Consider the following 24,379-nt stretch of genomic DNA (forward strand, 5'->3'; position numbering starts at 1 on the left):
AAAGACGGGAGCATGTCGGCAGGTCGAAAACCGGGCCTCCCGGTCGACGCGGCGATTGTGCGCTCAAAGCCAAGCTCGATAAGATCGAGGCTCTCGACGAACGCATCCAATACCCGCGCCAGTGACTGCTCGGAGATGTAATTATCTATGCAGCGTCACCGACAAGATCAAGTCAGCCTGCCAGCTTACGGACGAGGGCGTGGACCACCTCCGCCGCACCCTTGAAGCCCTCGCCCATCCCGCTGGCGAATGACCCCCTGAAGATGGAACATGCATCATGAAAATTGGCATCATCGGCATCGGCGCCATCGGCGGCACACTGGCGCGTAAACTGTGCGCGGCTGGGCACGAGGTTCGGGTCGCGAACTCGAAAGGCCCCGAGGGCGTGCGCGCCTTTGCAGAGGAGATTCACGCGATCCCCGCCGACACTCAGGGCGCTATTGATGGCGCGGATGTCGTGATCCTGTCGATCCCGTTTCCCGCCGTCGCCAAGCTCCCGAAGGGGTCATTCGACAGCTTGCCCGAGAGCGTGCCGGTCATCGACACCGGCAACTACTACCCCGGCATGCGTGATCCCCATATCCCCGAGATCGAGGCTGGAAAGGTCGAGAGCCTGTGGGTGGCTGAGCAGATCGGGCGCCCGATCATCAAAGACTGGAATGCTGAGCAGACCCGCATCGCCCTGACACGCGCCAAGCCGGACGCAGCGCCCACGAAGCGGGACGCGATGGGCGAGACCTATGCAACGCTTGGCCCGAACCCTAGCCATGCCGCCATCGTAGCCTCCAACCGGCTGATAAACGCGGTCGAATGAACGTCTGACATGGGTCGCCTGCCGTCGCGAGCATCAGGCCGGAAAGCCGCCGTTCGGGCCGGCGGGCCTCCCTGTCGTGAAGCTGACATTTAGAACGGCACAACCACGTAGCAGACCGCCGGCGGTCTGGCCGGGCCCGCTCACGTGTTGCGGAGGAGTTTTCGCACAGCCTGCCCTGCAGGAGCTCGTAGGGATTGCGCCAGCGGCTGTCGGGTGTGTCGGCGAGCGACACCCGCTCCGGATCTCGGCTGTTTCAGGCGTCGTCGGCTTTCTTGAACGTCTCGATCGCGGTTTCGCGCGGGAGAGGCGGGTAACTGTCGTCGGCAATGCTCAAGGGGTGATCCCCTCCCTTGGCGCGCGAGCGATCTGCTCACGAAGACGTTTCAGCTCGGCCTCCGCTTCGGCGAGGCGCTCGCGAAGGGCGGAGGTTAATGCGGCCACCTCCGCGGCGCTGAAGCGGGGGGTAATGTGTTGAGGACAGTTCCAGTCGAAGGCCTCGAGCTTGAGGATCAAGGCCCGCTCAGGCCGCGCTTTGTAGCCGGGCAATGAGAGACGCTCGGCGAGGTCAGGCTCGGTGGCAAGATCGCGGACGCTCATGTGCGCCAGAATTTTCAGGCGCTTGCGGTTGGGGTAATCTATCAGAAACAGGGCCGTGCGGTCGTCCGAAGCCAGGTTGCCAAGGCTGATATATTGCCGGTTGCCTCGGAAATCGGCGAACCCAAGCGTCGTTTCGTCAAGAACCTTGAGGAAGCCGACGGGCCCACCGCGATGCTGGAGATAGGGCCACCCTGATTCCGAGACCGTGGCGAGATAGAAGCTGTCGCGCGCCTCTATAAAGGCCGCTTCGGCGGCGGTGAAGCGGTTGAACGCGTGGTGACCGCTGAAGTCCTGCCACATCTCAAGGCTGCCATTGGCGGCCTGCGCGGCCTGCACGCCAGGTGTCGAAAGGGTGTCGAGAAAACCATAAGCCATGACGGAGACCTCACTTCAAGGGCGGCTGTCGGCGGGCAACTTCCGCCGACAGCCCGTCGCTTTACGCCGCTTCGTGGGTGCGGATGACCGGGAAGTCGATCTCTGTGTCGGCGACGATGTTGACCATGTTGGTGAAGATGTTTTCCGCCACGACGGCGATGATCTCGATGATCTGCGCATCTTTATAGCCGGCCGCTCGAACAGCCTGGAGGTCGGCCTCTGTTGCACGTCCGCGACTTTCGACGATTTTGCGGGCGAACGCGACGGCCGCATTGGCTTTGGGATCCGACGACGCGCCATGGCGGTTCAGCGCGATCTCGGCATCGTCGATCTTGGCAAGATGCAGCCCGAGGTAGGTGTGCGCGGAAAGGCAGTAGTCGCATCCGTTAACCTGGGCGACCGCGATCGCGATCCGTTCCCGGGTCTTCACGTCCAAAGCTTTGTGCAAAGCCCCGTTGAGGCCCAGGAATCCCTGCAGGGCGGCCGGGCTTAGGGCGACGAGACGGAACAGGTTGGGAACGACACCCAACTGCTTCTCCACCGCATCGAGCAGGGGCTGAGAAGCGGCGGGAGCGGCTTCACGGGCGGGAACGGGTATACGGGACATGGCATGCTCCAATCAGGGCGTCGACCGAGTGGCTCCGGTGTCCCGACACAAATAGAACCGCGACCGCTCTGCGATAATCGCGATAGTTGACAAGTCTTTATTGCTCTATACGCAATGATGGATGGACCGAGTTGAGACCATGCGGGCGTTCGTCGCCGTCGCTACCCGAGGCAGCTTTGCGGAGGCGGCGCGGCAATTGCGGCTCTCCCCATCCGTCGTCACCCGCTCGGTCGCGGATCTAGAGGAGAGGCTCGGGCTCGTTCTTCTCAATCGGACCACACGCTCGGTCCGTCTGACCGAGCGTGGCGAGCTTTTCCTGAAGAGCTGCCGCCAAGTGCTCGAGGACATAGAAGAGGCCGAGCGCCGCGTCCGTGGCGAGACCGCCGAGCCTCGGGGAGTGCTGAAGGTCGCGGCACCCGTCCTGTTTGGTCGTCTGCATGTGCTACCCATCGTTACCCGCATTTTGACGCACTATCCGGCCCTGGCCGTCCATTTGACACTGTCGGATCGGAACGCCCATCTGGCGGAGGAGTCGGTCGACGTGGCGGTCCGTATCGGCGACTTGGTCGACAGCAGCATGAAGGCGATCCGCCTCGGGTCCGTCAGCCGAATCCTGGTGGCGAGCCCCGGATATCTGGAGCGTCGCGGACTGCCGCAAGCACCGAACGACCTCTCGGCCCACGACACGATTGCGTTCGAGAGCCTCGACGCGACCAACGAATGGCGCTTCGGACCGACCGGCAAGCTGGTTCGCGTCGAGCCGCGATTGACCGTGAATAGCGCCGATGCAGCGATCGCAGCCGCGGAAGCCGGCCTCGGCATTTCCAGAACTCTGTCCTACCAGGTGATGGCCAGTGTGCTCGCTGGCCGCTTGGTCCCACTCCTGGTCGAGTTCACTGTCGAAAAGCTTCCGGTCAGCGCGCTTTATCCCGCGCGCCGCATCGCCTCGACCAACCTCGGCACCTTTTTCAAAATCGCCCGTGACTACTTTAAAGACAACCCGATTCGTCCGATCGAGGAGTGGGAGAGTCCGGTCAGCAGCACTCGCGTATCGCATCGATAAAGCCCCGCACCCGATCAGGCGTGTGCGAGCGGGTCGGGAAACGGCCCAAATTCCAACGTCCAGCGGTTCGACGTCGGCCAGGACGAGACGCAACAATTTTCCACGCGCGATCTGATCCGGCCTGTTGATCTTCTCTACGGCGACGTTGCTGGACTAGACTTCGATGATTGCGTTGGCGCGGTCGAAAACCTTCCGCTTGAGGCCACTGCGGAGAATGTGGACGTTCTCGGACTGTGGGTGGCTTACTGCATCATTCGTCGATTCGAGTGGGAGCCTCGGCCTCAGGATTCCACATCCTCGCCCGATGGCTTTTCGTCCAATACGAGCGATCGCAAAAGATTTGTCAGGACAAGGTCAGTAAGCGTTCAAAGAGGAGCGCTGAAGGTCTCCGCTTGCTGCCAGGCTGACGCGATTGCCAGAGCCAAATTCAGCGAGGCTGTCGCTCCATTGTTGGCGCCTTTTTCAAAGTCGCCTTCGGCGAGGCCCATTTCGTTCGTCACATGGGCGAGGCACACGACCGGGCGTTCACAGGCTTCTGCAAAGGCAAGAAGGCCAGCAGCTTCCATCTCGACCGTCACGATCCCTTCGGCCTGCCGAGCCGCAATGGTCGCAGCCGTTTCTCGGAACGGCGCGTCGGTCGTCCAGGTCGCACCTCTCACAAGCGGAAGGCCCAGTGCTCTGGCGGCGCGGTCGGCGAGCTCCAACATCCCAGGTGCGGCGGCCACGAAGCGTGCAGGCGGGAGATAGTGGTGACTGGTTCCCTCGTCTCGAAGCGCCCGATCAATCAGGATGTGGTCCGACGGCGGCATCTCGGTCGCGATCCGTCCCGCCGAGGCGATACTGATCAGAAGTTCGCAACCGGAGGCGAACAACTGCTCGGCCACCAACACCGCGAATGATCCCCCAACGGCCCCCCCGACAATGCCGAAATCCTGTTTCAGCTCCGTCCATTGCCAAAGCACCGTATGATAGCAGGCCCAATGAGCTGCCTGCGTCGCCTCTTTCATTTGGCGAAGCAGGTGCACCATGTCGGCATCGGGGTCGAGGATACAGACCCGGGGCACGCGACCGGCCGGCAAGACTCTTTGCCGGCGACATTCGCGCAGCATGTTCTCCGGACGAAAGACCGAAGGATCATCATAATCGGTACGACCCAGCAGAGGCGAAATGGATCCGAGCGCTGTCGCGGCCGGGTTGAGAGCTGGAAGACGATGTTCCGTCATGCATCACGCTTGATACATCGCAGCCGGCGGTATCGGCTCATATTCCACCAAACCAATTGTAGCCTCGATCTTCCCAATATCCGTTGCGCCATGTATTCGAGACCAGAATTTCGGTGATCCACTTGGGATTTTTATAACCAAGCTTGATGGCTGTTCGCAGTCTCACCGGCGCGCCAAACGGGTCGCCAAGTGGCTCGCCTGCGTAGTGGGTGGCCAAAAGCGTTTGGGGGTGCAGCGCGGCCGCCATGTCGATCGAGGACGTGTAGCCGTCGAAACATTTGAAGCCGACGTATCGCGCGGTGAGGTCGGCGCCGACCTTCTCGAGGAAGGCGCGGAGGGGCACGCCCGACCACTGCCCGATATAGTCCCACCCCTCGACGCAGACATGCCGGATGATGTCCTCTCGCTGCGGCATCGTGGCGAAATCCGCGGGACGCCAAGGGCGCTGGTCTTGCACAAGCCCCGTCACGGCAAGTTGCCACGTCGTGAGGTCGATCGGGCGAACCTTGTCGACAGGATAATAGGCGTTGTAGCGGGGCGGCTTTAAAACCTGATCGACCGCGTAGGTCGGCGCCAGCTTATTGGGATCGAAAAGCGCGGCCTGCACTCTGTTGTTCAGAGCCGAAACGGCCTCCAGTGCGCCGCGCACCTGCTCGTCGTCGGAGATGTCGCAGCCAGTCAGCATCGTCAGCGCGCCAAGGCTCACGGCACCCCGTAAGACACCTCGACGGTTGAGTTGGGTCACGAGCTGCGATTGCCGCTTCAACACACGCTGATCGACGCTGCCGATGGGGTGGAACAAAGATGTCGGTCGACGCCGCACCATGGCTATTCTCCCGCCATCAGATGGGACGTGGGCTGAGAAGCCGGGACGCGCGGGCCGCCGAACACCATGGCCTTTATGGTGCGGGGCACCAGGAGCGCGAGAAGGACATGGATGGCCATGAAAGCGACGATCGCGACCATGGCAAGGAAGTGCACGAGCCTCGCGCCCTGGAAGCCACCGAAGAGCGCCACCAGCCAATGCAATTGCACGGGCTTCCAGATAGCCGCACCAGCCGCGACAATCACGATCAACGCCGTGAGGACGCCGACATACATGGCCTTTTGCACGGCGTTGTAGGTCGTCACATCTTCATGGTCGAGCTTGAAATGCAGCGCGTCGATGACCGCCGCTACGACCTCACGCGGACGGATCGGCCACCACATGCGACGAAATCGGCCTGTGATAAGCCCGTAAGCGACGTAGCCGACTCCGTTCAAGACAAGCAGCCACATGAACGTGAAATGCCACAGAAGTGCGTTGCTGAACCCCCCGTCTCCATGCAGATGGTAGGCAAGGGAGGGCAGACCGCCGAGTGTCACGGGCACCGGAAAGTTGATTTGCGAGAAAATCGGATCGTTGTCGTAGATCCGCCAGCCGCTGCCGACCATCATGATCACCGCAATGGCGTTGAGCCAATGCATCACACGCACCGGCCATGGGTGGAGGCGCTTGGTACCGTCTCGATTGGCTAATCGCATTCTCATCTCGCCGCGACGGTGAAGCGCGATCCGCGCAGTCTCGTCTGACGCAACGTTCCTCCATCTCCAGCGGCATTGGAAATGCCGTATTGCTATCGTTTTGATGCGTCGCGATGGTGGATGGGATGGTAACGTTCGGGAGAGAGTAACGGCGCGGCCGATCGAGCGGATCGCGAATGGTTTCAGCAGGGCGACATGGCCGAAACGGTCTGGATCAAGGTCGACAGGGCCAGCGAATGCCGCCGCCCCGCAACCGTGGCGAGCACCGTCCGATAACGCAGGGTGGTGCCCTCGATAGGGCGACAGGTCAGGCCATGCTCCTGGGCGAGCGCTCGCGGCAGGATGGCGCAGCCAAGGCCGCTTCGCACGAGTGTCACGACCCAGAGCAGATCATTGCTGCGATGGCCAACGACGCAGTTTACGCCAAGGCTGTCCATCGTCTGGACCATATCCTCATCGAAGGCGCAGCCGGAATGTGAGATGACCGGCTCACTCTCGAGCATATCGAGCGGCACGGAGGCGAGTGCAGCAAAGCGATGGCCATCGGCGATGGCCACTATGAGCTCTTCGTCGTGCAAGGGATGGCAATCCAAACGCTCGTGAACGTCCGCAGCCAGCGTCAAGACCGCCGCATCATATTCCCCGGCCAAGAGGCTCCGTTCCACCATGGCCGAGGGGGCCACCTCGATCGCCAAGCTGATGTTGGCCCGTTTGCGAAGGACGGCGAGCAGCAGCGCCGCAGGAGCCTCGACACCGCTGCCGGTACAGACACCGATCGTCAACGAGCCGATCGCCTGCATCTTCAAGCGACGCGCTTGCGTTTTGGCAGTCTCTGCCGCCGCAAATGCCGCCTGGAGATGCGGGAGCATCATGCGGCCCAGTTCCGTCAGATGCGTATTCAGCCGCTCACGCCGGAACAAAGGGCCTTGCAGCTCCGCTTCGAGCTTCTGGATCGCGCGCGTGAGAGACGGCTGTGCGACACGCAATTCATCCGCCGCTCGCGTGAAGTTGAGATGCTTCGAGACAGCGAGAAAATAGCGAACCTGATGCATCTCCATGGCATTTTCCCGAAGCATCGTTACCGTTTAGACTTGGTCGAAGGGTCTTCGTGGGCTCAAGCCAACATGTTACCGGTCAAGCAATCCAGTACGAGGAAAATATCGGACGGTTCCGGCCGCTTGGTGTGATCCGCATTCACCGCCGCACAAGCGGTCACACGTCCCTGCCCGATCCCGTAACGGCCCAGTATCGGCAAGGAGCAAAAGCCGTGTAGGCGCCCAATTTTTTGTTGAAGCGACATCGCAAAATCCACGACTATTCCGATCTGTAGCGACCGATACAAGCTACATAGCTTGCAATTGCACCTGTCAATCAAATTCCTTTAACGCCCGCGACAAATGACGTATTTCAGGTCATGGCGCACGCGATCGCATTCGACTACGGCGCGGTTCTCGACAAGGCCATGGGCCTGTTCTGGCGAAACGGTTATGCCGGCACCTCGATGCGCGACTTGCTGAAAGTCATGAGGATCGGCGAGGGGTCGTTCTACAACACTTTCAAGAGCAAAAAGCAGCTCTATGTGGCGTGCCTCAACCGCTATGAGGATATCGAGGGCGCTAAGCGGGGGCGAGCGTTGATGTCCGCGCCGTCGGCTAGCGCGGGAATTCGGGCCCTCTTCGCCGCTCTGCTGGATTGCTTAGACGATCCGGAGACGCCGTCGCGACTGTGCATGATGGCCGCGATGGTGTCCGAGGAGGTCCTTGCCGAACCCGATCTGCGGGAAAGGGTCGAGGCCGGTCTCTTCAACCTACAGGCACGGTTCATCGAGCGATTGGAACAAGACGCCGCCGCCGGTCTGCTGCCGCGAAATCTCGAGAGCCAGGCAACGGCTGCGGTCGTCATGACCTACCTTCAGGGTCTCTGGCGCATGGCGATGGTGAGTTACGATCGGCACCGTTTCGAACGGCAGATCGACGTCTTTCTCACAAGTTTGAGCCTCTGAGCCTTTCCAGACAAAGGCGAGGCGGACAGGGTCCGCGCATCGGCATGGCGGCGGCTGGCGACAGTCAAGCCAGATAGCGGAGCGCTATGGAATTGATACCCTCGAATGGCTTCTCGCGGCACAGGCGAGATTGGTAGTGCTTGCGCCAGAAGTGCCGCTGCGCCACCGACGATCGATGCCCGCCGATGCTCAGTCGGACGTGATCGACGATGGGGTCAGTTCGTCCTGCACTTGCGGTACCGCGAGGCGAACGCGCCCATGCCATCCACTGCCGCCATCGCCATTATCTGCAAGGTTCCGAGAGCCGGGTCGAGCAAGACGCGGCTGATCCCGATCGTCGGCGCCGAAGGAGCGGCAGCGTTGTCGCGAGCCTTTTTGCTCGACTTGTCCGCCACGATCGTCGATGTCGCGGCAGAGGTCGGCGCCGAAGCTTATGCGGTATGCAGCCCAGCGGACGCCTCGATCGAGTTGGCGGACTTCCTGCCATCGACGTTCGGATATGTCGTTCGCACCGATCCTGTGCTGGGCCGTGTCCTCGATGGCGCGGTCGCGGATCTCCTGGCGCTCGGGCACGATTGCGTGGTGCTCGTCAACGGGGACAGCCCGACTCTCCCCCCCACGCTGCTCACGGAAGCGATCGTGGCTTTGCGGCAGCCCGGCGATCGCGTCGTGTTCGGGCCGGCGCTCGACGGTGGTTACACCTTCGTCGGACTGAAGCGTCGCTGCAGCGCGCTCTTCGAGGCGATTCCTTGGAGTACCGCGACGGTGCTGTCCTGTTCCCTCGATCGCGCCGCGCAACTCGGTCTTCCCGTCATTCAGACTGCTCCCTGGTACGATATCGATGACGTGGATAGCCTCGAATGGCTGCTGAGCGAGTTGCGCGGCCTCATGCCGGCCGGGCTCGATCGCAGGGGCGCCGCAGCGCCGGAAACCCGTCAGGTTCTGGCGTATGATCTCGGACAATAAGCGGGTTGTCGTGGCCGCGGTCGGGCTTGTCGTGATCACGGCGGGGCTGACCTCAGGGATGATGATGGGTCGCGCGGAAAGCGATCGATTGTTCTACGCCTGCGCCTTCGCCCAGGCTGGAATCAGCCTGGCGGCTGGCTGGCTGGCCGTGTTCTCAGGCTCGCGCCTTGTGCTTGCGGTGCTGATGGGTGGCGCCGTGCTTCTGCGGCTCTGGCTCGTCCTCCAAGTGCCCTCCTTGTCAGGCGACGTTTATCGCTACATCTGGGATGGCCGGGTCGAAAATGCAGGCTACAACCCCTACCTGCATGTTCCGGCCGACCCCGTCCTTCTCGGGCTGCGGGATCCGGCACAATACGGCCTCATCGATAAACGCGACTATGCCGTCACGATCTACCCACCGGTGGCCGAGGCCCTGTTTGCGCTCGTCACGCGCCTGTCCCCCTCCGTCTGGGCCATGAAGCTCGCCATGGTGCTTCTCGAAGGTGTCGCCGTATGGGCCACGCTTCGGCTCCTCATGCGGCTCGGCCACCCCTCGGGCTGGAGCGTTATCCTCCTTTTTCATCCGGCTCCCCTGTGGGAGATTGCCGGAAACGGCCATGTGGATGCGGCCATGATGGCCCTGCTTTTCGGCGCTTTCGCCTGGGGCTCGGTTGCGGGCCGGCCCGCACTTGCGGCGCTGATGCTGACCCTCGCGGCGCTGGTCAAACCGACGGCGGCCCTTGCGTTGCCGGCGTTGTGGCGCCCGTGGCAGCTTTTTCTGCCCCTCGCGGTTCTGGCCTTGGCCGTCTGCTGCTATGTCCCGTTCTTAGGCGCCGGCTCCGGCATCCTGGGGTTTCTGCCCACCTATCTGCACGAACAAGGCCTCGATACGGGCCAGGGCGTTTTCTGGCTCGCGCTGCTGCACCATCTCGGCTTGCTTCCTCCTTGGATGACGCTCGTTTATGGGGCAGGTGCAGCCGCGGCGCTCTTGGGGCTGGCCTTGCGGACGCGGTGGGCCGGCGCACGTGATCTTAAAACGATGCTGGGCGGTACAGCGCTGCTCCTCGTCGTCAGCCTGCTGCTCCTCAGCCCAACGCTGCCCTGGTACTTCCTCGTCGCGCTGCCACTGACCCCGTTGCTCGGCCTGTGGAGTCCCTTCGCGCTCACGACGAGCGGTTTTCTTCTCTACGGCTTCAACGCGGATGCGCCCCCGTTCTTCGATCGATGGGCGGTCATGATGGCCGTCGCCATAGCGGCCGCCCTCGTCGATGCCCGGCATCTCTTGCCCAAAAAGGCGATCCCATGACGCTTGATCCCGATCTCGACGTGACGGAAGCATCTCGCTTGGATCCTCGACGCTATCATGAGGCGGCCGACCCAAGCCGGACAGCCGTGGCCCAGCGGCCCCCCGTCTGCCTCTATCTCGAGGTCACGAACCGCTGCAATCTGCTGTGCACGACGTGTCCGCGAACCTATGTCGAACTCGAGCCGCCGGCCGATCTGTCGTGGGATCTATTTCGTTCGATTGTCGATCAGATCCCGCAGCTTAGTCGCGCCGTGCTGCACGGTGTCGGCGAACCGATGCTGGTCAAAAACCTTCCTGAAATGGTGCGATACCTGAAGGACCGTGGAACCTACGTGCTGTTCAATACCAATGGCACCGTGCTGAACGATCGCAACGGGCGGGCGCTGATCGATGCCGGGCTCGATGAACTCCGCGTCTCGCTCGATGCCTCGACGCGCGAAAGCTATCTTGCGGTTAGGGGCATGGATTATTTCGATCGCATCCTCAGCAACGTGGCCCGTTTCCGAGCCTTGCAGGAGCGTGAGGGCCACTCCACGCCACGCGTGTCCGCTTGGCTGACAGGTCTCAAGGAAACCATCGCCGAACTGCCGGCCTTTGTCCGGATGGCGGCGAACATCGGCGTCCGCGAGGTCTACCTGCAGCGCCTCGTGTTTTTCGATGGTGACACGGTCGGACTTGCGAGGCCCGATCAGGCCTTGTTCGAGCGTATGGATGGGGACGAGGCCCGCTTGCTGCATGAGGCCAAGACCATCGCCAGGAGCCTTGGCGTCAAATTTTCGTCGTCGGGCGCCGCATCAGAACCCGGCATGAGCCTCGAGAAGAAGACGAGCCGGAACCCTTGGTCGCTCTGCGGACGGCCGTGGACCGTCATGTATTTTACGGCCAATGGGAGAGCGCTGCCCTGCTGTATCGCGCCTTTCGCTCAGCACGGCTACGAAAACTATACGTTGGGCGACGCCACACAGGAGACCCTCAAGGCGATTTGGAATGGCCCGCGCTATCAGGAATTCCGGAATGCCCTTCAGTCCGATCAACCGCCCACGGCCTGCAGCAACTGCGGCCTGCGTTGGAGCCTCTGACGCGTGCGGATTGGACTAGATTCAGCCGTCGTCAGCATCATCATCCCGTGTTTGAACGAGGAACAGGCGATCGGCCCCCTAGTCGCGAGCCTGTGGGCTGCCGGGCTCGATGAAGTCATCGTCGTCGATGGGGGCTCGACAGACCGGACTGCCGAGATTGCCCGGACAAAAGGCGCGACGGTGGTGCTCGAGCCGCGGCGGGGCTATGGACGAGCCTGTGCCGCGGGGGCCCAGGCGGCGCGCGTGGATGCGACCATCCTGGCCTTCATCGATGGAGATGGCTCGGACGATCCAGGTTTCGCAAAGGTCATCATTGGCCCCGTTATGCGCCGCGAGGCCGATTTCTGCATCGCATCCCGGCTACGGGGAGCGCGCGAGAACGGCAGTATGACGGCGAGCCAGATTGTGGCCGGTCGCCTCGCCGGCATGCTTGTCTGGGTCCTATACGGAGCTCGCTATACCGACATGGCACCGTTCCGCGCCCTTCGCCGTGACACGCTGATGACCCTTGGCATGCGCGAGACCACATTCGGCTGGAACCTCGAAATGCAAATGCGGATCGCGGCTCGTCGTCTCGTCATTCGTGAAGTGCCGACCGGCTGTCGCCAGCGGAACGGCGGCGTCTCGAAAGTGTCGGGTGATCTCCGCGCCGTCTTGCCGGCCGCCGCTACGCTGGTGCGGACATTCCTACGCCTCGCTCTCGTGCTGCGGCGGTCGCCGGTCAGGTGATCTGTCGATGCATGGCTACGCGGCGCGCCGCGCACCGGATCAGCTTGCATCCTCAGCGCCGAGGATCGGCTTGCCAAAACGCGATTGTCACATCGACGCGACGACACGTTCCAGCGTTTCGACGATCAGATCGGGGTCGAGACGGCGCGTGAAGTCGGCGTCGACATAAGACAATTCGACGATCCCGCTTTGGCCAATCACGAAGTCGGCCGGGAGTGGCAACAACCAGGCTCGCTCTTCGAGCTCGCGCGACAATGCGGGATTCGATTGCAGATAGAAATCCCGCAACACGTCTGGCACGCGGTACACAAGCCCATAGGTCAGGGCCACGCCCAGTGCGGCATCCTCAATGAGATGTGCCCGGGCACCCAGACGCGCAACACGGAGTGCAAGCTGTTGGCTTGGTCGTTCCGGCGAGATCAACAGCAAGGCCGCGCCAAGGCGTTCCATCGCAGGCTGGGCGATCAGAAGCGCGTCGAGTTCGGCCTGGCAGAATGGGCACCATTCGCCGCGGTAAAAGCTCAGAACGACTGGTCCAGCTCGCAGGAGGGTCGAGAGAACGACAGAGCCGCCTTGCAGCATCGGAAGGGCGAAGTCGGGAGCGACGCTGCCAAACCCTTTGATGCCTTGCGGGATGCCCGCGGCTTCAAGCCGCTGCGCGGCTTGCGCGATCCGATCGATATAGCCTGGTTTCGCGTCGCGACGCCGCTCGGCCAGTTCCATCAGCAGAGGCATGCGACACGCTTTCCTGAGCGCTGTGCGAACCTGTCGCGACGGCGACAAAACTTGGCTCGAACCAAACAGAGCTTGACGAGATACCCGCATTGTTCGTGATTTGTCACAATACATCAACTCGATGCTCAATCGGTATTGGTCAACCACGGTCGGATCGCTTGTTTTGGTGCTCTGGACCCTCCCGGTTGCCGGCACAGCGGAGGACCATTGTCGGGGGCCTCGATTGACTCAGCAGATTGGCTTCACGGCACAGTCCGGTGGCGTCGCGTTCACCTCTCGATGCCGGGCGATCATTCAATCCTGCGGTGATGCAGTCGCCCCATGGCTCGACGTTGCGGCACGAATCTGGTTGGCCAAAATCTTCCTTGTCGGAGCAGCCATTTCAGCGATGCGCGGGGCATTTCCTGCGATGAGCGGTTCCGGCTTGTTTGTCGCCGCACTCAACGCTGTGGTGGCTTCTCCGTTTGGGTTGCTGACCCAGTTCATCTGTCCAGTTCTCCTCATGATCGGCCTCGGCAGTCGCTTCGCGGCCGCTCCCCTGCTGATCCAGGTGCTGCTGCTGCACAGCCCAGGCGGGCTCACGATCGCCCATCCGATCTGGGCGGTCCTCTTAGGGTGGATCATCGTGTTCGGATCCAGCCTTGTTTCGATCGACGCCCTCATCGCTGAGGGGCTCGACTCCAGTGCCATACCCGGTGCTCGGACCGTGCGGCGTGCTTTTGCCTGGGTGACGCGGCGCGTCGGACCCTGGTTTTTACTCAGCCTTCGCTTTGGCATTGCGAGCGCACTTCTGGTGAACCTCGTTGGATCGACAGATGGATTGGGTACCGGCTTGCTGGCCGATTGGATCGTTGCCCCAGGATGGACCGCGTCGCTGCCGCAGGGCTTTGCGGCCGGATTAGCTGTTCTGCTTCTATTCGGGCTTGGAACACGCTTCTGTGCGCTCGTTCTGATCCTCATCGTTCCGATCGGTCAGGCCGGGATGTCGGTCGACGACCGGCTCTACTGGACGCTCTTGCTTGGCATCTTGGCTTGCCGGGGGGGCGGGCCACTCGCCTTGGATCCTCTCGTGGCGATGCGCTTGTCCGATCCGAACCGACGCCTGTCGTCGCTCGATTTGACCCTGCCGCACGTCGTTATCCTCGGCGGCGGCTTTGGCGGGGTTGCGGCCGCACGGGGCCTCAAACATGCGGCGTGTCGGATTACCCTCGTCGACCGGAACAACCATCACGTGTTCCAGCCGCTGCTTTACCAAGTCGCGACCGCTGGCTTGGCCCCGACCGCGATCGCTACGCCGATTCGCAGCCTCTTCCGGTCGCAAGCGAATCTGCGGGTTTTGCTTGCTGAAGCGCGCGGCATCTCGGCCGAGAGCCGCGAGGTCATTCTCGACGGCAGTCGCCTCGCGTTCGACTATCTCGTGATCGCGACCGGAGCGCGGCACAGCTATTTCGGACGGGACGACTGGGCTCACGACGCTCCAGGCCTCAAGCGCATCGAGGATGCGACACAGATCCGTCGACGCCTGCTGATCGGTTTCGAGCGCGCCGAAAGCGCCGACGATCCCAGCGAACGCGCCCGATGGATGACCTTCGTGATCGTCGGAGGCGGCCCGACCGGTGTCGAACTCGCGGGTGCTCTTGCGGAATTGGCGCAGCATGGCTTGACCAACGAGTATCGGACGATCGATCCCGCAACGGCGAGGATCGTCTTGGTGCAGTCTGCGGGCAGGCTACTGCCGACCTTTCCAGCTGTTCTGTCCGGCGATGCGCGTGACCAATTGGTCAAGCTGAAGGTCGAAGTCTTGACAGGCGCCAAGGTGGAGCAGATCGACGCCGACGGCGTGGTTGTTGGCGGCGCGCGGATCGAAGCGCGCACGGTGCTGTGGGCGGCGGGTGTCGCGGCATCGCCGGCCGCGGATTGGCTCGGTGCAGCCGCCGACCGGGCCGGCCGCGTCATCGTCGGCCCCGACCTCAAGGTCGGTTCGCACCCGATGATTTTCGCCATCGGCGATACGGCGTCGTCAGCGGCGTGGAAAGGTGGTGCAGTCCCTGGTCTCGCCCCCGCCGCCAAGCAGGGTGGCGCCTATGTGGCCAAAGTCGTTCGAGCAAGCCTCCGCAAAAAACCCGCTCCAGGACCGTTCTGCTATCGTCATCCCGGCAGCCTCGCCACCATCGGTCGACGCACGGCCGTCGCGGAGTTTGGCCCACTCCGCCTGCGGGGCGCTCCGGCATGGTGGCTATGGGGACTCGTGCACATCCTTTTCCTCACCGAAGGCCGCAGCCAAGCATCCGTCATTCTGGAATGGGTTTGGGCCTATCTGACCGACCGAAGGGGAAGTCGGCTGATCACCGACGCCGGAGACCAATCGGTGACCAGCATAGCGGGAAAGTAGCGGATCGAGGCTGGTGCCATTCTCGACCGACCGCGCCCAACCATCGCATGGTCGCACCCGCTTGGGGTGGCGATCGCAGATCGGGGCTGGTTCACCTCATGCGCCACAGATGCGGCGAGGTCCGCAACACCGTCCGTTGGGAGGTCCGAGCACGCTCGGTGCGCGCGGCACATCGAGCCGCTTCGCTCTGTTCCCGAAGCTGTTCCTGCACGACTCCTAAGAGTGACGAGTTTGATGGGTGCCTGGAGCTCGACGAAAGGGGGTGGCTCCGCACAGGCTGGGGCGGCGAGGGACGGCCACTTGGATCGCCGTTGCGACCACTCGTCCCGGGGTCTTCGCGGTCTGCGACGTTCGGTGCGGATCGATCAAGCGTGGTGTGTCCGGCGTCGGTAAAGGATCGGGCGCGTTATGTCACGAAACCCGGCTATACGCAGGATCACACACGCATGTGGTTCGCCTCGCAAGCATCTCTCAAGGGTTCAAGAGTGACGTGAACCGATAAGCCGTCGCAGCATCCCTTGCGAGTTCGCCCGCTCGAACGCCTCGTTGACCCGTTCGATGTCCTGCTTCATCGCCCTCAATTCCTCGACCCTACATTTCAGCTCGTCAGCAAGCTGCTCTCGTTCAGCCGTCGATCGGTCACGTTCGGCTTCAAGCTGCTCTTTTTCCGCAGCAACAAGGTCGCGCTCGGCGGTAAGCTGCTCCTTCTCTGCAGCGGCCCGATTACGTTCGGCTTCAAGCTGCTCTTTCTCCGCAGCAACCCGGTCACGTTCGGCGGTAAGCTGCTCCTTCTCGGCAGCGGCCCGGTTGCGTTCGGCTTCAAGCTGCTCTTTCTCCGCAGCAACCCGGTCGCGTTCAGCGCAAAGTCGATCGCGTTCGGTGGCACTCGCCTCGACTTGTTGTGCAAGATCGGACCGCTCGACCTCCGTCTGTCCCAGCAGATGTCTCAAATGTTCACGTTCCTGCTCGGCCAAGGCCGCGCGCTCGGTCTGTTGGCCGACCTCGCCGCCCAGCAGGGCAGATCGCGTTTCGGCAGCCCGCTCCTTGTCCTGAAGGATCCGATAAGCCTCGGCCCGTTCCTCTTCTTGCTTCTCGAGTTTGAGGAGAATGGGGCCGAACAACTCGGCTGCCCGATGAAACTCCACGCGCACGTCCTGCAGGGTATGCAGCGCATCCTCGGAATGAGGCTCTCGCGCGAGCTGCTGCATGGCGCGGTAGGTCCGCTTAATCCAGTGATTGATATCGGGATGGATCTCGAAATCCGCGTCGCTGACCACGTTGTGACGCAGATCCTCCGTGAGAAAATCCTCCATCTCACTCCGGTTCTTGATCGACTGATAAGGCCACGCTCGGCCGAGGTGCTCGCCCGCGCGTGCTAGCGTCAGCCGTGAGTCGGATAGAAAATCAGTCCAGTCGACGACAGCGCGCGCGCTTCCGCGGCTGTAGGCTTCTGCATCCAGCGTGTGTGTGAGCCACAACAGCAGCCCCAAGCTCAAGGAAAACCCGCTCCGCTTCCGCAAGGAATAGGCCACCTCGAGAGGATTACGAACCGGCAAGAGGACACGAAAGATCGCCCCCGACTCGCCGAGAACACGGATCCAGAACGGCAGAATGCGGCAGAGGCGGGGATCCTTGAACACGTAAAACGTCGAATGGTCGAATTCCGTGTCGAGCATGGCCCGTGCACGATCGCGGAAGCGGGCCATAAAGCCCTCATCATCCCAAAATTCGCGGATCGGATGCCAATCGCTCCAACTCGACCCGACAGCGGCCAGGATTTCGTCGTTCAATTCCATCACGGCCCAGGATTCCCAGTGACCCCGCTCGTTTCCCTCGCTCGCACCCATAAGGGTTCGCGGCGCGGTGGCCCCCATTTTGACAAGTGTTCCGGCTAACGAAGACGTGCCGCTGCGGTGCATTCCAGCAACAAGAATGGCTTCGACATCGCCCGGCATTCACTCGCACTCCCTGATTCTATCGTGGCTTGAGCTAAGCTCTCTCATTGCAGCAATCGTTACAACTCCTTTGCGGTTTGCGATGTTACGAGGGCGGTGCGGCATTTCTAAACAGCGCGATATGCTGGTAATCGTCGCAGAAGCAACGCTTGCGTCCGGATCAATCAAATGTTCGCCCCACATCGGTCGCGGCGTCCGTATAATGAACAGTAAGGTCTTTGGTTTGCAACGGTCAATCGCATGATAAATCGATGATTTAATCTTCGCTCAACACGCGAATGAGCCATCGTTGCGGCGCAACATTATGACCTGCCGTCAAAAGGCGGAGACATCGAACGAGGCTTGCTGGGCACCCGGGCCGCGCGAGCGAAAGCGGCATCGACACGGTCGAGGTGGTCGCAAAGCGTGAGCCTCGCCTGACACGCGAACCGGTTGCGAGCGGTCGCCATCAGGACGGACCGGCTTCAGGACAAACAGGAAACGATTTTCGAAATCGAGTGGGCGGGACCCCTAAACTGGGCGACCTCACAGCATCGAAGCCGCACGACCCTTGGCAACCCGCAGTCCCCTGTGCTCGGCTGGCTAGCCGCGCGAACCGGGAGCATGGGCCATCAAGATCGCCCCCGTTAGATTGCCGCTTGCATGGTCAGCGGTCAGCCAAGACCACGACGGCGCGTCAAGACCAGCCATGACATCGGCCAATTGAGCATCCGGCGACGATCCGTGGGCGAAACTCTCGCCATAGATCTTGCGTAATGTGCCAATCGTCACAGCGCCATGTTGACCGATCAGATCGTCGTGGCCTGCCGCGTCCAGCCCCTGCGATGCCGACGGCTCGAACGGGAGACCCTGGCCCGCCGGAATCTGATTGGCCGCGGGAAGCCTTGGTTCCGCGCTGCCCTGCTCCGCCAGCAGAGACGCAAGCAACTGCGTAACCTTCCCCATATTGGCCGGCTTCGGCACACAGGGCGCATTCGCCGAATAGGCCAAACCGAAATTCTCATCTCCCGTCACGAGCACGTAAGGCGTACCGCGCAACACCAAAGCCGCGATGATGTCGCGCGCCGATCCATCCTGAAGATGGGCGTCCAGCATGGCCGCATCGAAGACGGCATCACCCGCGATCACCTCGAGCGCATCCGCGATCGTCGTCACCGGACCGACGACGCGCGCACCGGCGTCTTCCAAATGATCGACGACGATCACTCCGACCAGAGGATCATCCTCGATCAACAGGATGGTTCGTCCGACGAGGGCGCCAGCTTGATCGGGGATCGATGTCATGATTGCTCGCCTAGTGGACGCGGGACGAGATGGTGCATACCCGATCGCCGCGTCGCGCACAGCAACGTTCTGGACCTGCTTCACATCACGTTGCAGCGGCGTCACGCGTCCGAAAGCGTGCCTATATAAACTCAGGGCGACACGCATTCGAGGAAAGCGTCCTCCGACATCGTTTCGATACAGCATCCGCATCTCACGACCGAGGAACTACCACGTGAACGCCGAAACCGAAGCTCTGTTGGCCATGGCGCCGTTCTGGATCATGGCAGGCCTGTGTATCGTGCTCGCCTGCGGCATCCTGTTTCTGATCGGCGCCAAGCTGCTCGAGCATCGGCGCGGCCTCACGCCCGCCGACGAGCAGAACCGAACCAAGCCATGACGACGACACCACGTCGACGAGTCGAGTGCACACGATCCCGCGCATGCGACCGAGTGACCGGACCGCGTTAAAACGCAGGTTGGTTGGAAACACTCCAAAGAGCTGAGGGTTGTTCGAGCGACAGCAGGTGACATGCGCCTGCTCGTTCCGGATCGTGATCCGTTTCGATCGTTCGAGGCACTTGCGGAGGCAACCATGCCGACAGACCATGACGACACGCCTTCCGTGTCGGTGAGCCGACGACATTTTCTGGGCGCAACGGTATCGACTGCGGCGATTCCCCTCGTTGGCGCCGGAGCCGCAAAGGCCCAGGCCCAGCCGGTTCCTTTCGCCGATCCGCAAGCGCCCCTTGACGTCCATCTCTCGGTCAATGGCGAAGTGTATCGCTTAGGCCTTGATGTGCGGACGACCGTGCTCGATGCGCTGCGCGACCATATCGGTCTGACGGGCTCGAAGAAGGGCTGCGATCATGGACAATGCGGTGCCTGCACCGTGCTGCTCGATGGTCAGCGGGCGCTTGGCTGCCTTACCCTGGCGGTCGCGGCGCAAGGCAAGGAGATCACCACGATCGAAGGGCTCACGTGCGCGGATGGGCCGCTGCATCCGATGCAGCAGGCCTTCGTCGATCATGACGCTTTCCAATGCGGGTATTGTACACCCGGCCAGATCATGTCGGCGATCGGTTGTATCAAGGAAGGCCATGCCGACAACGACGATGCCATCCGCGAATATATGAGCGGCAATCTTTGTCGCTGCGCGGCCTACCCCAATATCGTCGCGGCCGTTCGTCAGGCCAAAACCACGATGGAGGGCTGATCCCATGCGCCCCTTCACCTACGCTCGCGCGACCTCGACCGATGCTGCGACCCAAGCCTATCGCGCTCCGAAAGCGGCCGAAGCGGATCTGGCCGGCGCGCTTGTCCAGGGCCGTTTTCCAGCCGAATATATCGCTGGCGGCACCACCCTGCTCGATCTGATGAAGCTCGACGTGATGCAACCGGCGCGGGTCGTCGACATCACCGGTCTGGATCAAAGCCATTTCGCTATCGAGGTGACCGAAGCAGGCTTGAAGCTTGGAGCCCTGGTCAAGATGTCGGCCGCGGCGGACCACCCCGCCATCATCAAGGCTTATCCGGTCCTCGCCCAAAGCCTGACGCTTGCGGCAAGCGCCCAGCTTCGGAATATGGCGACGCTCGGCGGCAATGTGTTGCAGCGCACCCGTTGTAACTATTTTCGCGATCCGTCGTGGACGGCGTGCAACAAGCGTGATCCGGGTTCGGGTTGCGCCGCGCTGCAAGGGGTGAACCGTCAGAACGCGATCCTTGGCACCAGTCCGGATTGTATCGCGACCTACCATGGCGATTTTGCCCAGGCCCTGATCGCGCTCGATGCGACGGTCGATATCGTCGGTCCGAAGGGCAGCCGGACGATCGCGTTCAGCGGGCTCCATCGCGAGCCGGGATCGACACCGAATGTGGAAACGACCTTGGCGCCCGGCGACTTGATCACAGGCTTGTCGGTTCCGGCTGGTCCCTGGACCCGACGATCACTTTATCTGAAGATCCGTGACCGTCAGTCCTACGAATATGCGCTGGCGTCAGCGGCTGTCGCTTTGGATCTCGATCAGGGTGTGGTTCGGCATGCCCGCATCGCGCTTGGTGGCGTGGCGACGGTGCCGTGGCGCGCCAAGGAGGCCGAAGCCGCGTTGATCGGCAAGCCCCTCGATGAGAATGCCGCAACCAATGCGGCCAGAATCGCTTTTGCGGGCGCGGCCCCGCGGGAGCATAATGCCTACAAAGTTGCGCTCGGTCAGAAGACCGTGGTGCGCGCGCTGCTTCAAGCCGCGACGCTGGAGGGTTGATGATGGTCGATGCAGCAGCACCCGCCCCGAAGGCCAATATGGGCCAACCCGTCCCGCGCTATGACGCCCGCGCCAAAGTCACGGGGTCGGCGCTCTACGCGTCCGATGTCGGTCTGCCCGACGTCGCTCACGCCTATCTCGTCAGTAGCACGATCGCCAAAGGACGCATCGCGTCCTTCGATCTCAAGGCCGCCCTCGCCCTACCGGGCGTGCTCGATATTCTGACCCACGAGACGATCGGCGACGCCATCAAGCCCGTAAAATTCTTCACCGATGGCGGTCCGGCGTCGAATACGGTGGTGCCGCTCGCCTCGGCCGAAATCGCCTATGGCGGCCAGACGATCGCCATGGTGCTGGCCAACAGCTACGAGGTCGCGCGCGATGCCGCCCATCGCGTCGTCGTGACTTATGAGATTGCCCCGCCCTCCTCCACTTTCGACTCGAAGGGCGCGGTCGACCAGGAGCTGGCGAGCCAGAACAAGAAGCACGATGACCCAAAAGTCGGAGATTTCGCGACCGCTTATGCGGCCGCGCCGGTCACGGTCGACGTCGCCTATTCGACCCCGACCCAGCATCACAATCCGATCGAGCTTTTCGCGACCCAATGCTCCTGGAACGGTTCGCAACTGACGGTCCATGAACCGAGCCAGAATGTCTACGGAATCAAAAACGGCCTTGCGGCACAACTCGGTATCGATGCCAGTCAGGTTCGGGTCATCAGCCCCTATATCGGTGGCGCATTCGGGTCGAAGGGCGGTTTGACACAGCGCACGGCGATCGTCGCGATTGCGGCGCGAAAGCTCGGCCGTCCGGTCAAGCTCGTCGCGACGCGGGATCAGGGATTTACGATCGCGACTTATCGGGCCGAAACCAAGCATCGGATCAAGCTCGGCGCCGACCGTGATGGAAAGTTGCAGGCGCTCAGCCATGATGGCTTCGAGGTCACGTCGCGGCATGATCCTTACGCGGTGGCCGGGACGGATGCCTCGACCCGCATGTATGCCTGCCCCAACATCGCCAGCAACGTCACGATCGTGCGGGCGGACCGATCGACACCCGGCTTCATGCGTGCACCGGCCGAGACGCCTTATTTCTTCGCACTCGAAAGCGCAATGGACGAACTCGCCGTGGCGTTGAAGATGGATCCGGTCGAATTGCGCCGGATCAACGATACGCAACATGAGCCGATCAAGGGGCTTCCCTACACGAGCCGGACCTTAATGCCCTGCTTCGATCAGGCCGCTGAAGCGTTCGGCTGGTCAAAACGGACGCCGCAGCCCGGTTCGATGCGAGATGGCGATTGGTTGATCGGCTATGGCTGCGCGACCTCTGCTTATCCGACCCAAATGGCTGCGGCGACCGCCCGCGTCAGCCTGTTTCCGGATGGGACCGCACGTGTCGAAACCGCAAGCCATGAGATCGGGAACGGCATCTACACCGTTGTGGCCCAGACGGCGGCCGAACGGCTCGGTTTGCCGTATGAGAAGATATCGGTCCTGCTCGGCGACACCATTCTGCCTCCGGCGCCCGTGGCAGGTGGCTCGATCTCGACCGCGAGCGTCTGCTCGGTCGTGGCGCAAGCATGCGACGCGATCCGCGCGAAACTGAGCGATGGGCCGACACCGGTCACCGATCTCGTCGCAGCCCTGAAGGATCGCGGCATGGGGTCCTTGCAGGAATATGCCGAGTGGACACCGCATGGCGCACCCAAGGGCGCCGTACAGATGCTCTATCGGGGCGCGGCGCAGCCGACGGGCGGCGCGAAGCTGGCCGATCGCATCCAGTTTGCCTTCGGGGCGCAGTTTGTCGAGGTACGGGTCCATGCACGCACACGGGAAATCCGCGTGCCACGCATCGTGGGAGCCTTTGCGTCGGGCCACATCATGAACACGCGGACGGCCCACAGCCAGTATATGGGCGGCATGATCTGGGGGATCGGCTCAGCCCTCCACGAGCAGACGGAGATCGACACCAATGCGGCTCGCTACCTGAACACCAATCTCGCCGATTATCTGGTGCCGGTGAATGCCGATGTGATCGACGTTCAGGTCATCATGGTGCCGGAAGAAGATAGCGCGATCAATCCGCTCGGCATCAAGGGCATTGGCGAGATTGGCATCGTGGGCACCTCGGCCGCGGTTGCTAACGCGGTGTTCCATGCAACGGGGCAGCGCGTCCGCGATTTGCCGCTTCGGATCGATACGCTGGTGGCCGGGGCATAGGTTCGATCGGGACGGGTTAGCATCGTCAAGCAAGACCGACGTCGCAGATCATCTCGGCGCGGATTTGAACATGGGCCTGCTCGACCGTCCGGGCAGCCTTTGCCGATGTCCGAGGCACCCAACGAAGCGCTTTCTACGGGAGCGGGTCCACCCGCATGCACATCTCAGGCTGAGCCGTCAACACCAGGGGCGTCGGCAGGGTCGCGGACCAATCCGCAAAGCCAGACCGACTAGCCTCAAACTTCTCGGTCGGTATGAAGATGAGGTTGAGCTCGTTGTCGACGTCGATCACGCTATAGCGCAAGGGCAACAACAGCGCGCGAAGCGCCTGTTTGGCCGGTTCGTTCAAAGCCTCGCAGATGATGAAGGGACGATGCTGCTCGATAAGCGTCATAGCGCCCTGTATCACGCGCGGCTCGACGCCTTCGACATCGATCTTGACCGCAATGACATTGCGGGCCGGCATGAAGTCGTACGAGGCTGAATCGACATAGTCTTTCAGGTCGCTTCGCTGCGACACCAGGCTATCCAACGGGATCGCCCGGGCCGACACGGTATGATCGACTTTCGCGAAGCCGAGAGCGCTTTCGCCCGGACACATCGTATAAATGCCGAATGGATGCTTGAACGTAATCTGCTCGTCCGTGTTCCAAGCGGCAATGTTCGCGGCCAGAATATCGGGATCGAGAATATTGAGCTGTAGATTTCTGACAAGTCGTCCGTAGGTAATCGACGATGGCTCCATGGCCACAACTCTGTGATCTTGTCTCACCTTGGGAATGATCAGCGAATAAAGCCCGGAATACGCTCCGACATCGATGAAAACACCCGGATCCGCTGCAGTCCTCGCGAAATACATCCACCAGGCAAGCGAGACATTTTCATCAAAAGACGCGTTGAGAGCATCGTTCAAAATCGGATCTTCGGGGCCCCAATCATTCTCGAACATTTCCATTCTGAACCTGATCGGTCCGAACGACACGGTCGCGATGATGTTTCGCCGCATTGCTGAATATCTCTCATCTTGGGAGCGTGTACGACGCCTAAGCGCGACGAATAGTCCGGCCCGACCGTACGCCGATCGCCGCAACGGTCCGCCTCGGAGAAAGGCTTGTCTTACGCCGTTCGAGCCAGCGATGTGCGGTGCGCGTCCTCTGCATCGGCGTGGTCTAGCGCGGCTGATTTCGCGTTGCTAGCCCTGGCGGCGCTCGCAGGCTGAAGCACAAGACGCTGCTGCGCGGGCCAATCAAGCGCCGTAAGATCGGTGCGGCGACTTCGATGCGAGAT

The 24,379-nt window shown here is 62.0% G+C and carries 23 protein-coding genes; 12 read left to right on the forward strand and 11 right to left on the reverse strand.

Features of this window, described 5'->3' with window-relative positions:
- The first annotated feature begins 277 nt into the window (after positions 1-277).
- Positions 278-814 carry an NAD(P)-binding domain-containing protein gene (locus LGH83_RS10680; RefSeq protein WP_227398669.1) on the forward strand — a complete coding sequence of 179 codons (537 nt, stop codon included), beginning with the start codon at positions 278-280 and terminating at the stop codon, positions 812-814.
- On the opposite strand, the gene LGH83_RS20110 is transcribed toward LGH83_RS10680, so the two are convergent.
- From LGH83_RS20110 to LGH83_RS10695, 3 genes are all read right to left on the reverse strand, one after another.
- Positions 762-1,046: a hypothetical protein gene (locus LGH83_RS20110; protein ID WP_413771035.1), complete on the reverse strand. Its 285-nt coding sequence runs from the start codon at positions 1,044-1,046 to the stop codon at positions 762-764. The genes LGH83_RS10680 and LGH83_RS20110 overlap by 53 nt on opposite strands.
- 98 nt (positions 1,047-1,144) lie before the next feature.
- The gene (locus LGH83_RS10690; RefSeq protein ID WP_227398670.1) at positions 1,145-1,786 is read right to left on the reverse strand and encodes a pyridoxamine 5'-phosphate oxidase family protein; all 642 of its coding nucleotides are present in this window, start codon (positions 1,784-1,786) and stop codon (positions 1,145-1,147) included.
- 61 nt (positions 1,787-1,847) lie between these two features.
- Positions 1,848-2,393, reverse strand: coding sequence for a carboxymuconolactone decarboxylase family protein (locus LGH83_RS10695; protein ID WP_227401809.1), 546 nt, complete (start codon positions 2,391-2,393; stop codon positions 1,848-1,850).
- Positions 2,394-2,532: 139 nt separating this feature from the next.
- On the opposite strand from LGH83_RS10695, the gene LGH83_RS10700 reads away from it, so the two are divergent.
- A complete protein-coding gene (locus tag LGH83_RS10700) occupies positions 2,533-3,456 on the forward strand; it encodes a LysR family transcriptional regulator (protein ID WP_227398671.1) in 924 nt (307 codons plus the stop codon).
- 365 nt (positions 3,457-3,821) lie between these two features.
- Here the strand turns inward: LGH83_RS10700 and LGH83_RS10705 are convergent, their stop codons facing one another.
- From LGH83_RS10705 to LGH83_RS10720, 4 genes are all read right to left on the reverse strand, one after another.
- A complete protein-coding gene (locus LGH83_RS10705; RefSeq protein ID WP_227398672.1) occupies positions 3,822-4,679 on the reverse strand; it encodes a nucleoside phosphorylase in 858 nt (285 codons plus the stop codon).
- A gap of 37 nt (positions 4,680-4,716) precedes the next feature.
- The gene (locus LGH83_RS10710; RefSeq protein ID WP_227398673.1) at positions 4,717-5,505 is read right to left on the reverse strand and encodes a molybdopterin-dependent oxidoreductase; all 789 of its coding nucleotides are present in this window, start codon (positions 5,503-5,505) and stop codon (positions 4,717-4,719) included.
- Between the two features lie 2 nt (positions 5,506-5,507).
- Positions 5,508-6,203, reverse strand: coding sequence for a cytochrome b/b6 domain-containing protein (locus tag LGH83_RS10715; RefSeq protein ID WP_227398674.1), 696 nt, complete (start codon positions 6,201-6,203; stop codon positions 5,508-5,510).
- A gap of 182 nt (positions 6,204-6,385) precedes the next feature.
- Positions 6,386-7,261 carry a LysR family transcriptional regulator gene (locus tag LGH83_RS10720; protein WP_227398675.1) on the reverse strand — a complete coding sequence of 292 codons (876 nt, stop codon included), beginning with the start codon at positions 7,259-7,261 and terminating at the stop codon, positions 6,386-6,388.
- A gap of 356 nt (positions 7,262-7,617) precedes the next feature.
- On the opposite strand from LGH83_RS10720, the gene LGH83_RS10725 reads away from it, so the two are divergent.
- The 5 genes from LGH83_RS10725 (at position 7,618) to LGH83_RS10745 (ending at position 12,264) form a co-directional block, all read left to right on the forward strand.
- Entirely contained in the window at positions 7,618-8,205 is a 588-nt protein-coding gene (locus LGH83_RS10725; protein ID WP_227398676.1) for a TetR/AcrR family transcriptional regulator, read from the forward strand.
- Positions 8,206-8,463: 258 nt separating this feature from the next.
- A complete protein-coding gene (locus LGH83_RS10730; protein WP_227398677.1) occupies positions 8,464-9,171 on the forward strand; it encodes a DUF2064 domain-containing protein in 708 nt (235 codons plus the stop codon).
- On the forward strand, positions 9,155-10,456 hold the full coding sequence (locus LGH83_RS10735) for a glycosyltransferase 87 family protein (protein ID WP_227398678.1): 1,302 nt from the start codon (positions 9,155-9,157) through the stop codon (positions 10,454-10,456). The genes LGH83_RS10730 and LGH83_RS10735 overlap by 17 nt, the downstream gene beginning before the upstream one ends.
- Positions 10,453-11,535 (forward strand): radical SAM protein, encoded by a 1,083-nt coding sequence (locus LGH83_RS10740; RefSeq protein WP_227398679.1) that lies wholly within the window; start codon positions 10,453-10,455, stop codon positions 11,533-11,535. The genes LGH83_RS10735 and LGH83_RS10740 overlap by 4 nt, the downstream gene beginning before the upstream one ends.
- 3 nt (positions 11,536-11,538) lie before the next feature.
- Positions 11,539-12,264, forward strand: coding sequence for a glycosyltransferase family 2 protein (locus tag LGH83_RS10745; protein ID WP_227398680.1), 726 nt, complete (start codon positions 11,539-11,541; stop codon positions 12,262-12,264).
- An 87-nt stretch (positions 12,265-12,351) separates the two neighbouring features.
- Here LGH83_RS10745 and LGH83_RS10750 read toward each other — a convergent pair whose 3' ends face one another.
- A complete protein-coding gene (locus LGH83_RS10750; protein ID WP_227398681.1) occupies positions 12,352-12,999 on the reverse strand; it encodes a peroxiredoxin-like family protein in 648 nt (215 codons plus the stop codon).
- A 223-nt stretch (positions 13,000-13,222) separates the two neighbouring features.
- Here LGH83_RS10750 and LGH83_RS10755 point away from each other — a divergent pair, with 223 nt between their 5' ends.
- Positions 13,223-15,391 (forward strand): FAD-dependent oxidoreductase, encoded by a 2,169-nt coding sequence (locus LGH83_RS10755; RefSeq protein ID WP_227398682.1) that lies wholly within the window; start codon positions 13,223-13,225, stop codon positions 15,389-15,391.
- A 479-nt stretch (positions 15,392-15,870) separates the two neighbouring features.
- Here the strand turns inward: LGH83_RS10755 and LGH83_RS10760 are convergent, their stop codons facing one another.
- Both LGH83_RS10760 and LGH83_RS10765 read right to left on the reverse strand, forming a co-directional pair.
- On the reverse strand, positions 15,871-17,346 hold the full coding sequence (locus LGH83_RS10760; protein WP_227398683.1) for a hypothetical protein: 1,476 nt from the start codon (positions 17,344-17,346) through the stop codon (positions 15,871-15,873).
- 582 nt (positions 17,347-17,928) lie between these two features.
- Complete coding sequence (locus LGH83_RS10765) at positions 17,929-18,630, reverse strand: hypothetical protein (protein WP_227398684.1); 702 nt, start codon at positions 18,628-18,630, stop codon at positions 17,929-17,931.
- 214 nt (positions 18,631-18,844) lie between these two features.
- Here LGH83_RS10765 and LGH83_RS10770 point away from each other — a divergent pair, with 214 nt between their 5' ends.
- The 4 genes from LGH83_RS10770 (at position 18,845) to LGH83_RS10785 (ending at position 23,092) form a co-directional block, all read left to right on the forward strand.
- A complete protein-coding gene (locus LGH83_RS10770) occupies positions 18,845-19,009 on the forward strand; it encodes a hypothetical protein (protein WP_227398685.1) in 165 nt (54 codons plus the stop codon).
- A gap of 195 nt (positions 19,010-19,204) precedes the next feature.
- Positions 19,205-19,825, forward strand: coding sequence for a (2Fe-2S)-binding protein (locus LGH83_RS10775; protein ID WP_227398686.1), 621 nt, complete (start codon positions 19,205-19,207; stop codon positions 19,823-19,825).
- 4 nt (positions 19,826-19,829) lie between these two features.
- Positions 19,830-20,870, forward strand: coding sequence for an FAD binding domain-containing protein (locus tag LGH83_RS10780; RefSeq protein WP_227398687.1), 1,041 nt, complete (start codon positions 19,830-19,832; stop codon positions 20,868-20,870).
- Positions 20,870-23,092: a xanthine dehydrogenase family protein molybdopterin-binding subunit gene (locus LGH83_RS10785; RefSeq protein ID WP_227398688.1), complete on the forward strand. Its 2,223-nt coding sequence runs from the start codon at positions 20,870-20,872 to the stop codon at positions 23,090-23,092. Before LGH83_RS10780 ends, LGH83_RS10785 begins: the two co-directional genes overlap by 1 nt.
- Positions 23,093-23,225: 133 nt before the next feature.
- Here LGH83_RS10785 and LGH83_RS10790 read toward each other — a convergent pair whose 3' ends face one another.
- Positions 23,226-24,098, reverse strand: coding sequence for an FkbM family methyltransferase (locus tag LGH83_RS10790; protein WP_227398689.1), 873 nt, complete (start codon positions 24,096-24,098; stop codon positions 23,226-23,228).
- Positions 24,099-24,379: the final 281 nt, after the last annotated feature.

Origin of the sequence: Lichenihabitans sp. PAMC28606, from assembly GCF_020616535.1 — a bacterium.
Lineage (GTDB): Bacteria > Pseudomonadota > Alphaproteobacteria > Rhizobiales > Beijerinckiaceae > Lichenihabitans > Lichenihabitans psoromatis.

What these genes read in the sequence shown, in the direction of transcription:
- LGH83_RS10680 (WP_227398669.1), top strand. Translation starts at nt 278, where the DNA reads ATGAAAATTGGCATCATCGGCATCGGCGCCATCGGCGGCACACTGGCG.
- LGH83_RS10690 (WP_227398670.1), bottom strand. Translation starts at nt 1,786, where the DNA reads ATGGCTTATGGTTTTCTCGACACCCTTTCGACACCTGGCGTGCAGGCC.
- LGH83_RS10695 (WP_227401809.1), bottom strand. Translation starts at nt 2,393, where the DNA reads ATGTCCCGTATACCCGTTCCCGCCCGTGAAGCCGCTCCCGCCGCTTCT.
- LGH83_RS10700 (WP_227398671.1), top strand. Translation starts at nt 2,533, where the DNA reads ATGCGGGCGTTCGTCGCCGTCGCTACCCGAGGCAGCTTTGCGGAGGCG.
- LGH83_RS10705 (WP_227398672.1), bottom strand. Translation starts at nt 4,679, where the DNA reads ATGACGGAACATCGTCTTCCAGCTCTCAACCCGGCCGCGACAGCGCTC.
- LGH83_RS10710 (WP_227398673.1), bottom strand. Translation starts at nt 5,505, where the DNA reads ATGGTGCGGCGTCGACCGACATCTTTGTTCCACCCCATCGGCAGCGTC.
- LGH83_RS10715 (WP_227398674.1), bottom strand. Translation starts at nt 6,203, where the DNA reads ATGCGATTAGCCAATCGAGACGGTACCAAGCGCCTCCACCCATGGCCG.
- LGH83_RS10720 (WP_227398675.1), bottom strand. Translation starts at nt 7,261, where the DNA reads ATGGAGATGCATCAGGTTCGCTATTTTCTCGCTGTCTCGAAGCATCTC.
- LGH83_RS10725 (WP_227398676.1), top strand. Translation starts at nt 7,618, where the DNA reads ATGGCGCACGCGATCGCATTCGACTACGGCGCGGTTCTCGACAAGGCC.
- LGH83_RS10730 (WP_227398677.1), top strand. Translation starts at nt 8,464, where the DNA reads ATGCCATCCACTGCCGCCATCGCCATTATCTGCAAGGTTCCGAGAGCC.
- LGH83_RS10735 (WP_227398678.1), top strand. Translation starts at nt 9,155, where the DNA reads ATGATCTCGGACAATAAGCGGGTTGTCGTGGCCGCGGTCGGGCTTGTC.
- LGH83_RS10740 (WP_227398679.1), top strand. Translation starts at nt 10,453, where the DNA reads ATGACGCTTGATCCCGATCTCGACGTGACGGAAGCATCTCGCTTGGAT.
- LGH83_RS10750 (WP_227398681.1), bottom strand. Translation starts at nt 12,999, where the DNA reads ATGCCTCTGCTGATGGAACTGGCCGAGCGGCGTCGCGACGCGAAACCA.
- LGH83_RS10760 (WP_227398683.1), bottom strand. Translation starts at nt 17,346, where the DNA reads ATGCCGGGCGATGTCGAAGCCATTCTTGTTGCTGGAATGCACCGCAGC.
- LGH83_RS10765 (WP_227398684.1), bottom strand. Translation starts at nt 18,630, where the DNA reads ATGACATCGATCCCCGATCAAGCTGGCGCCCTCGTCGGACGAACCATC.
- LGH83_RS10775 (WP_227398686.1), top strand. Translation starts at nt 19,205, where the DNA reads ATGCCGACAGACCATGACGACACGCCTTCCGTGTCGGTGAGCCGACGA.
- LGH83_RS10780 (WP_227398687.1), top strand. Translation starts at nt 19,830, where the DNA reads ATGCGCCCCTTCACCTACGCTCGCGCGACCTCGACCGATGCTGCGACC.
- LGH83_RS10785 (WP_227398688.1), top strand. Translation starts at nt 20,870, where the DNA reads ATGATGGTCGATGCAGCAGCACCCGCCCCGAAGGCCAATATGGGCCAA.
- LGH83_RS10790 (WP_227398689.1), bottom strand. Translation starts at nt 24,098, where the DNA reads ATGCGGCGAAACATCATCGCGACCGTGTCGTTCGGACCGATCAGGTTC.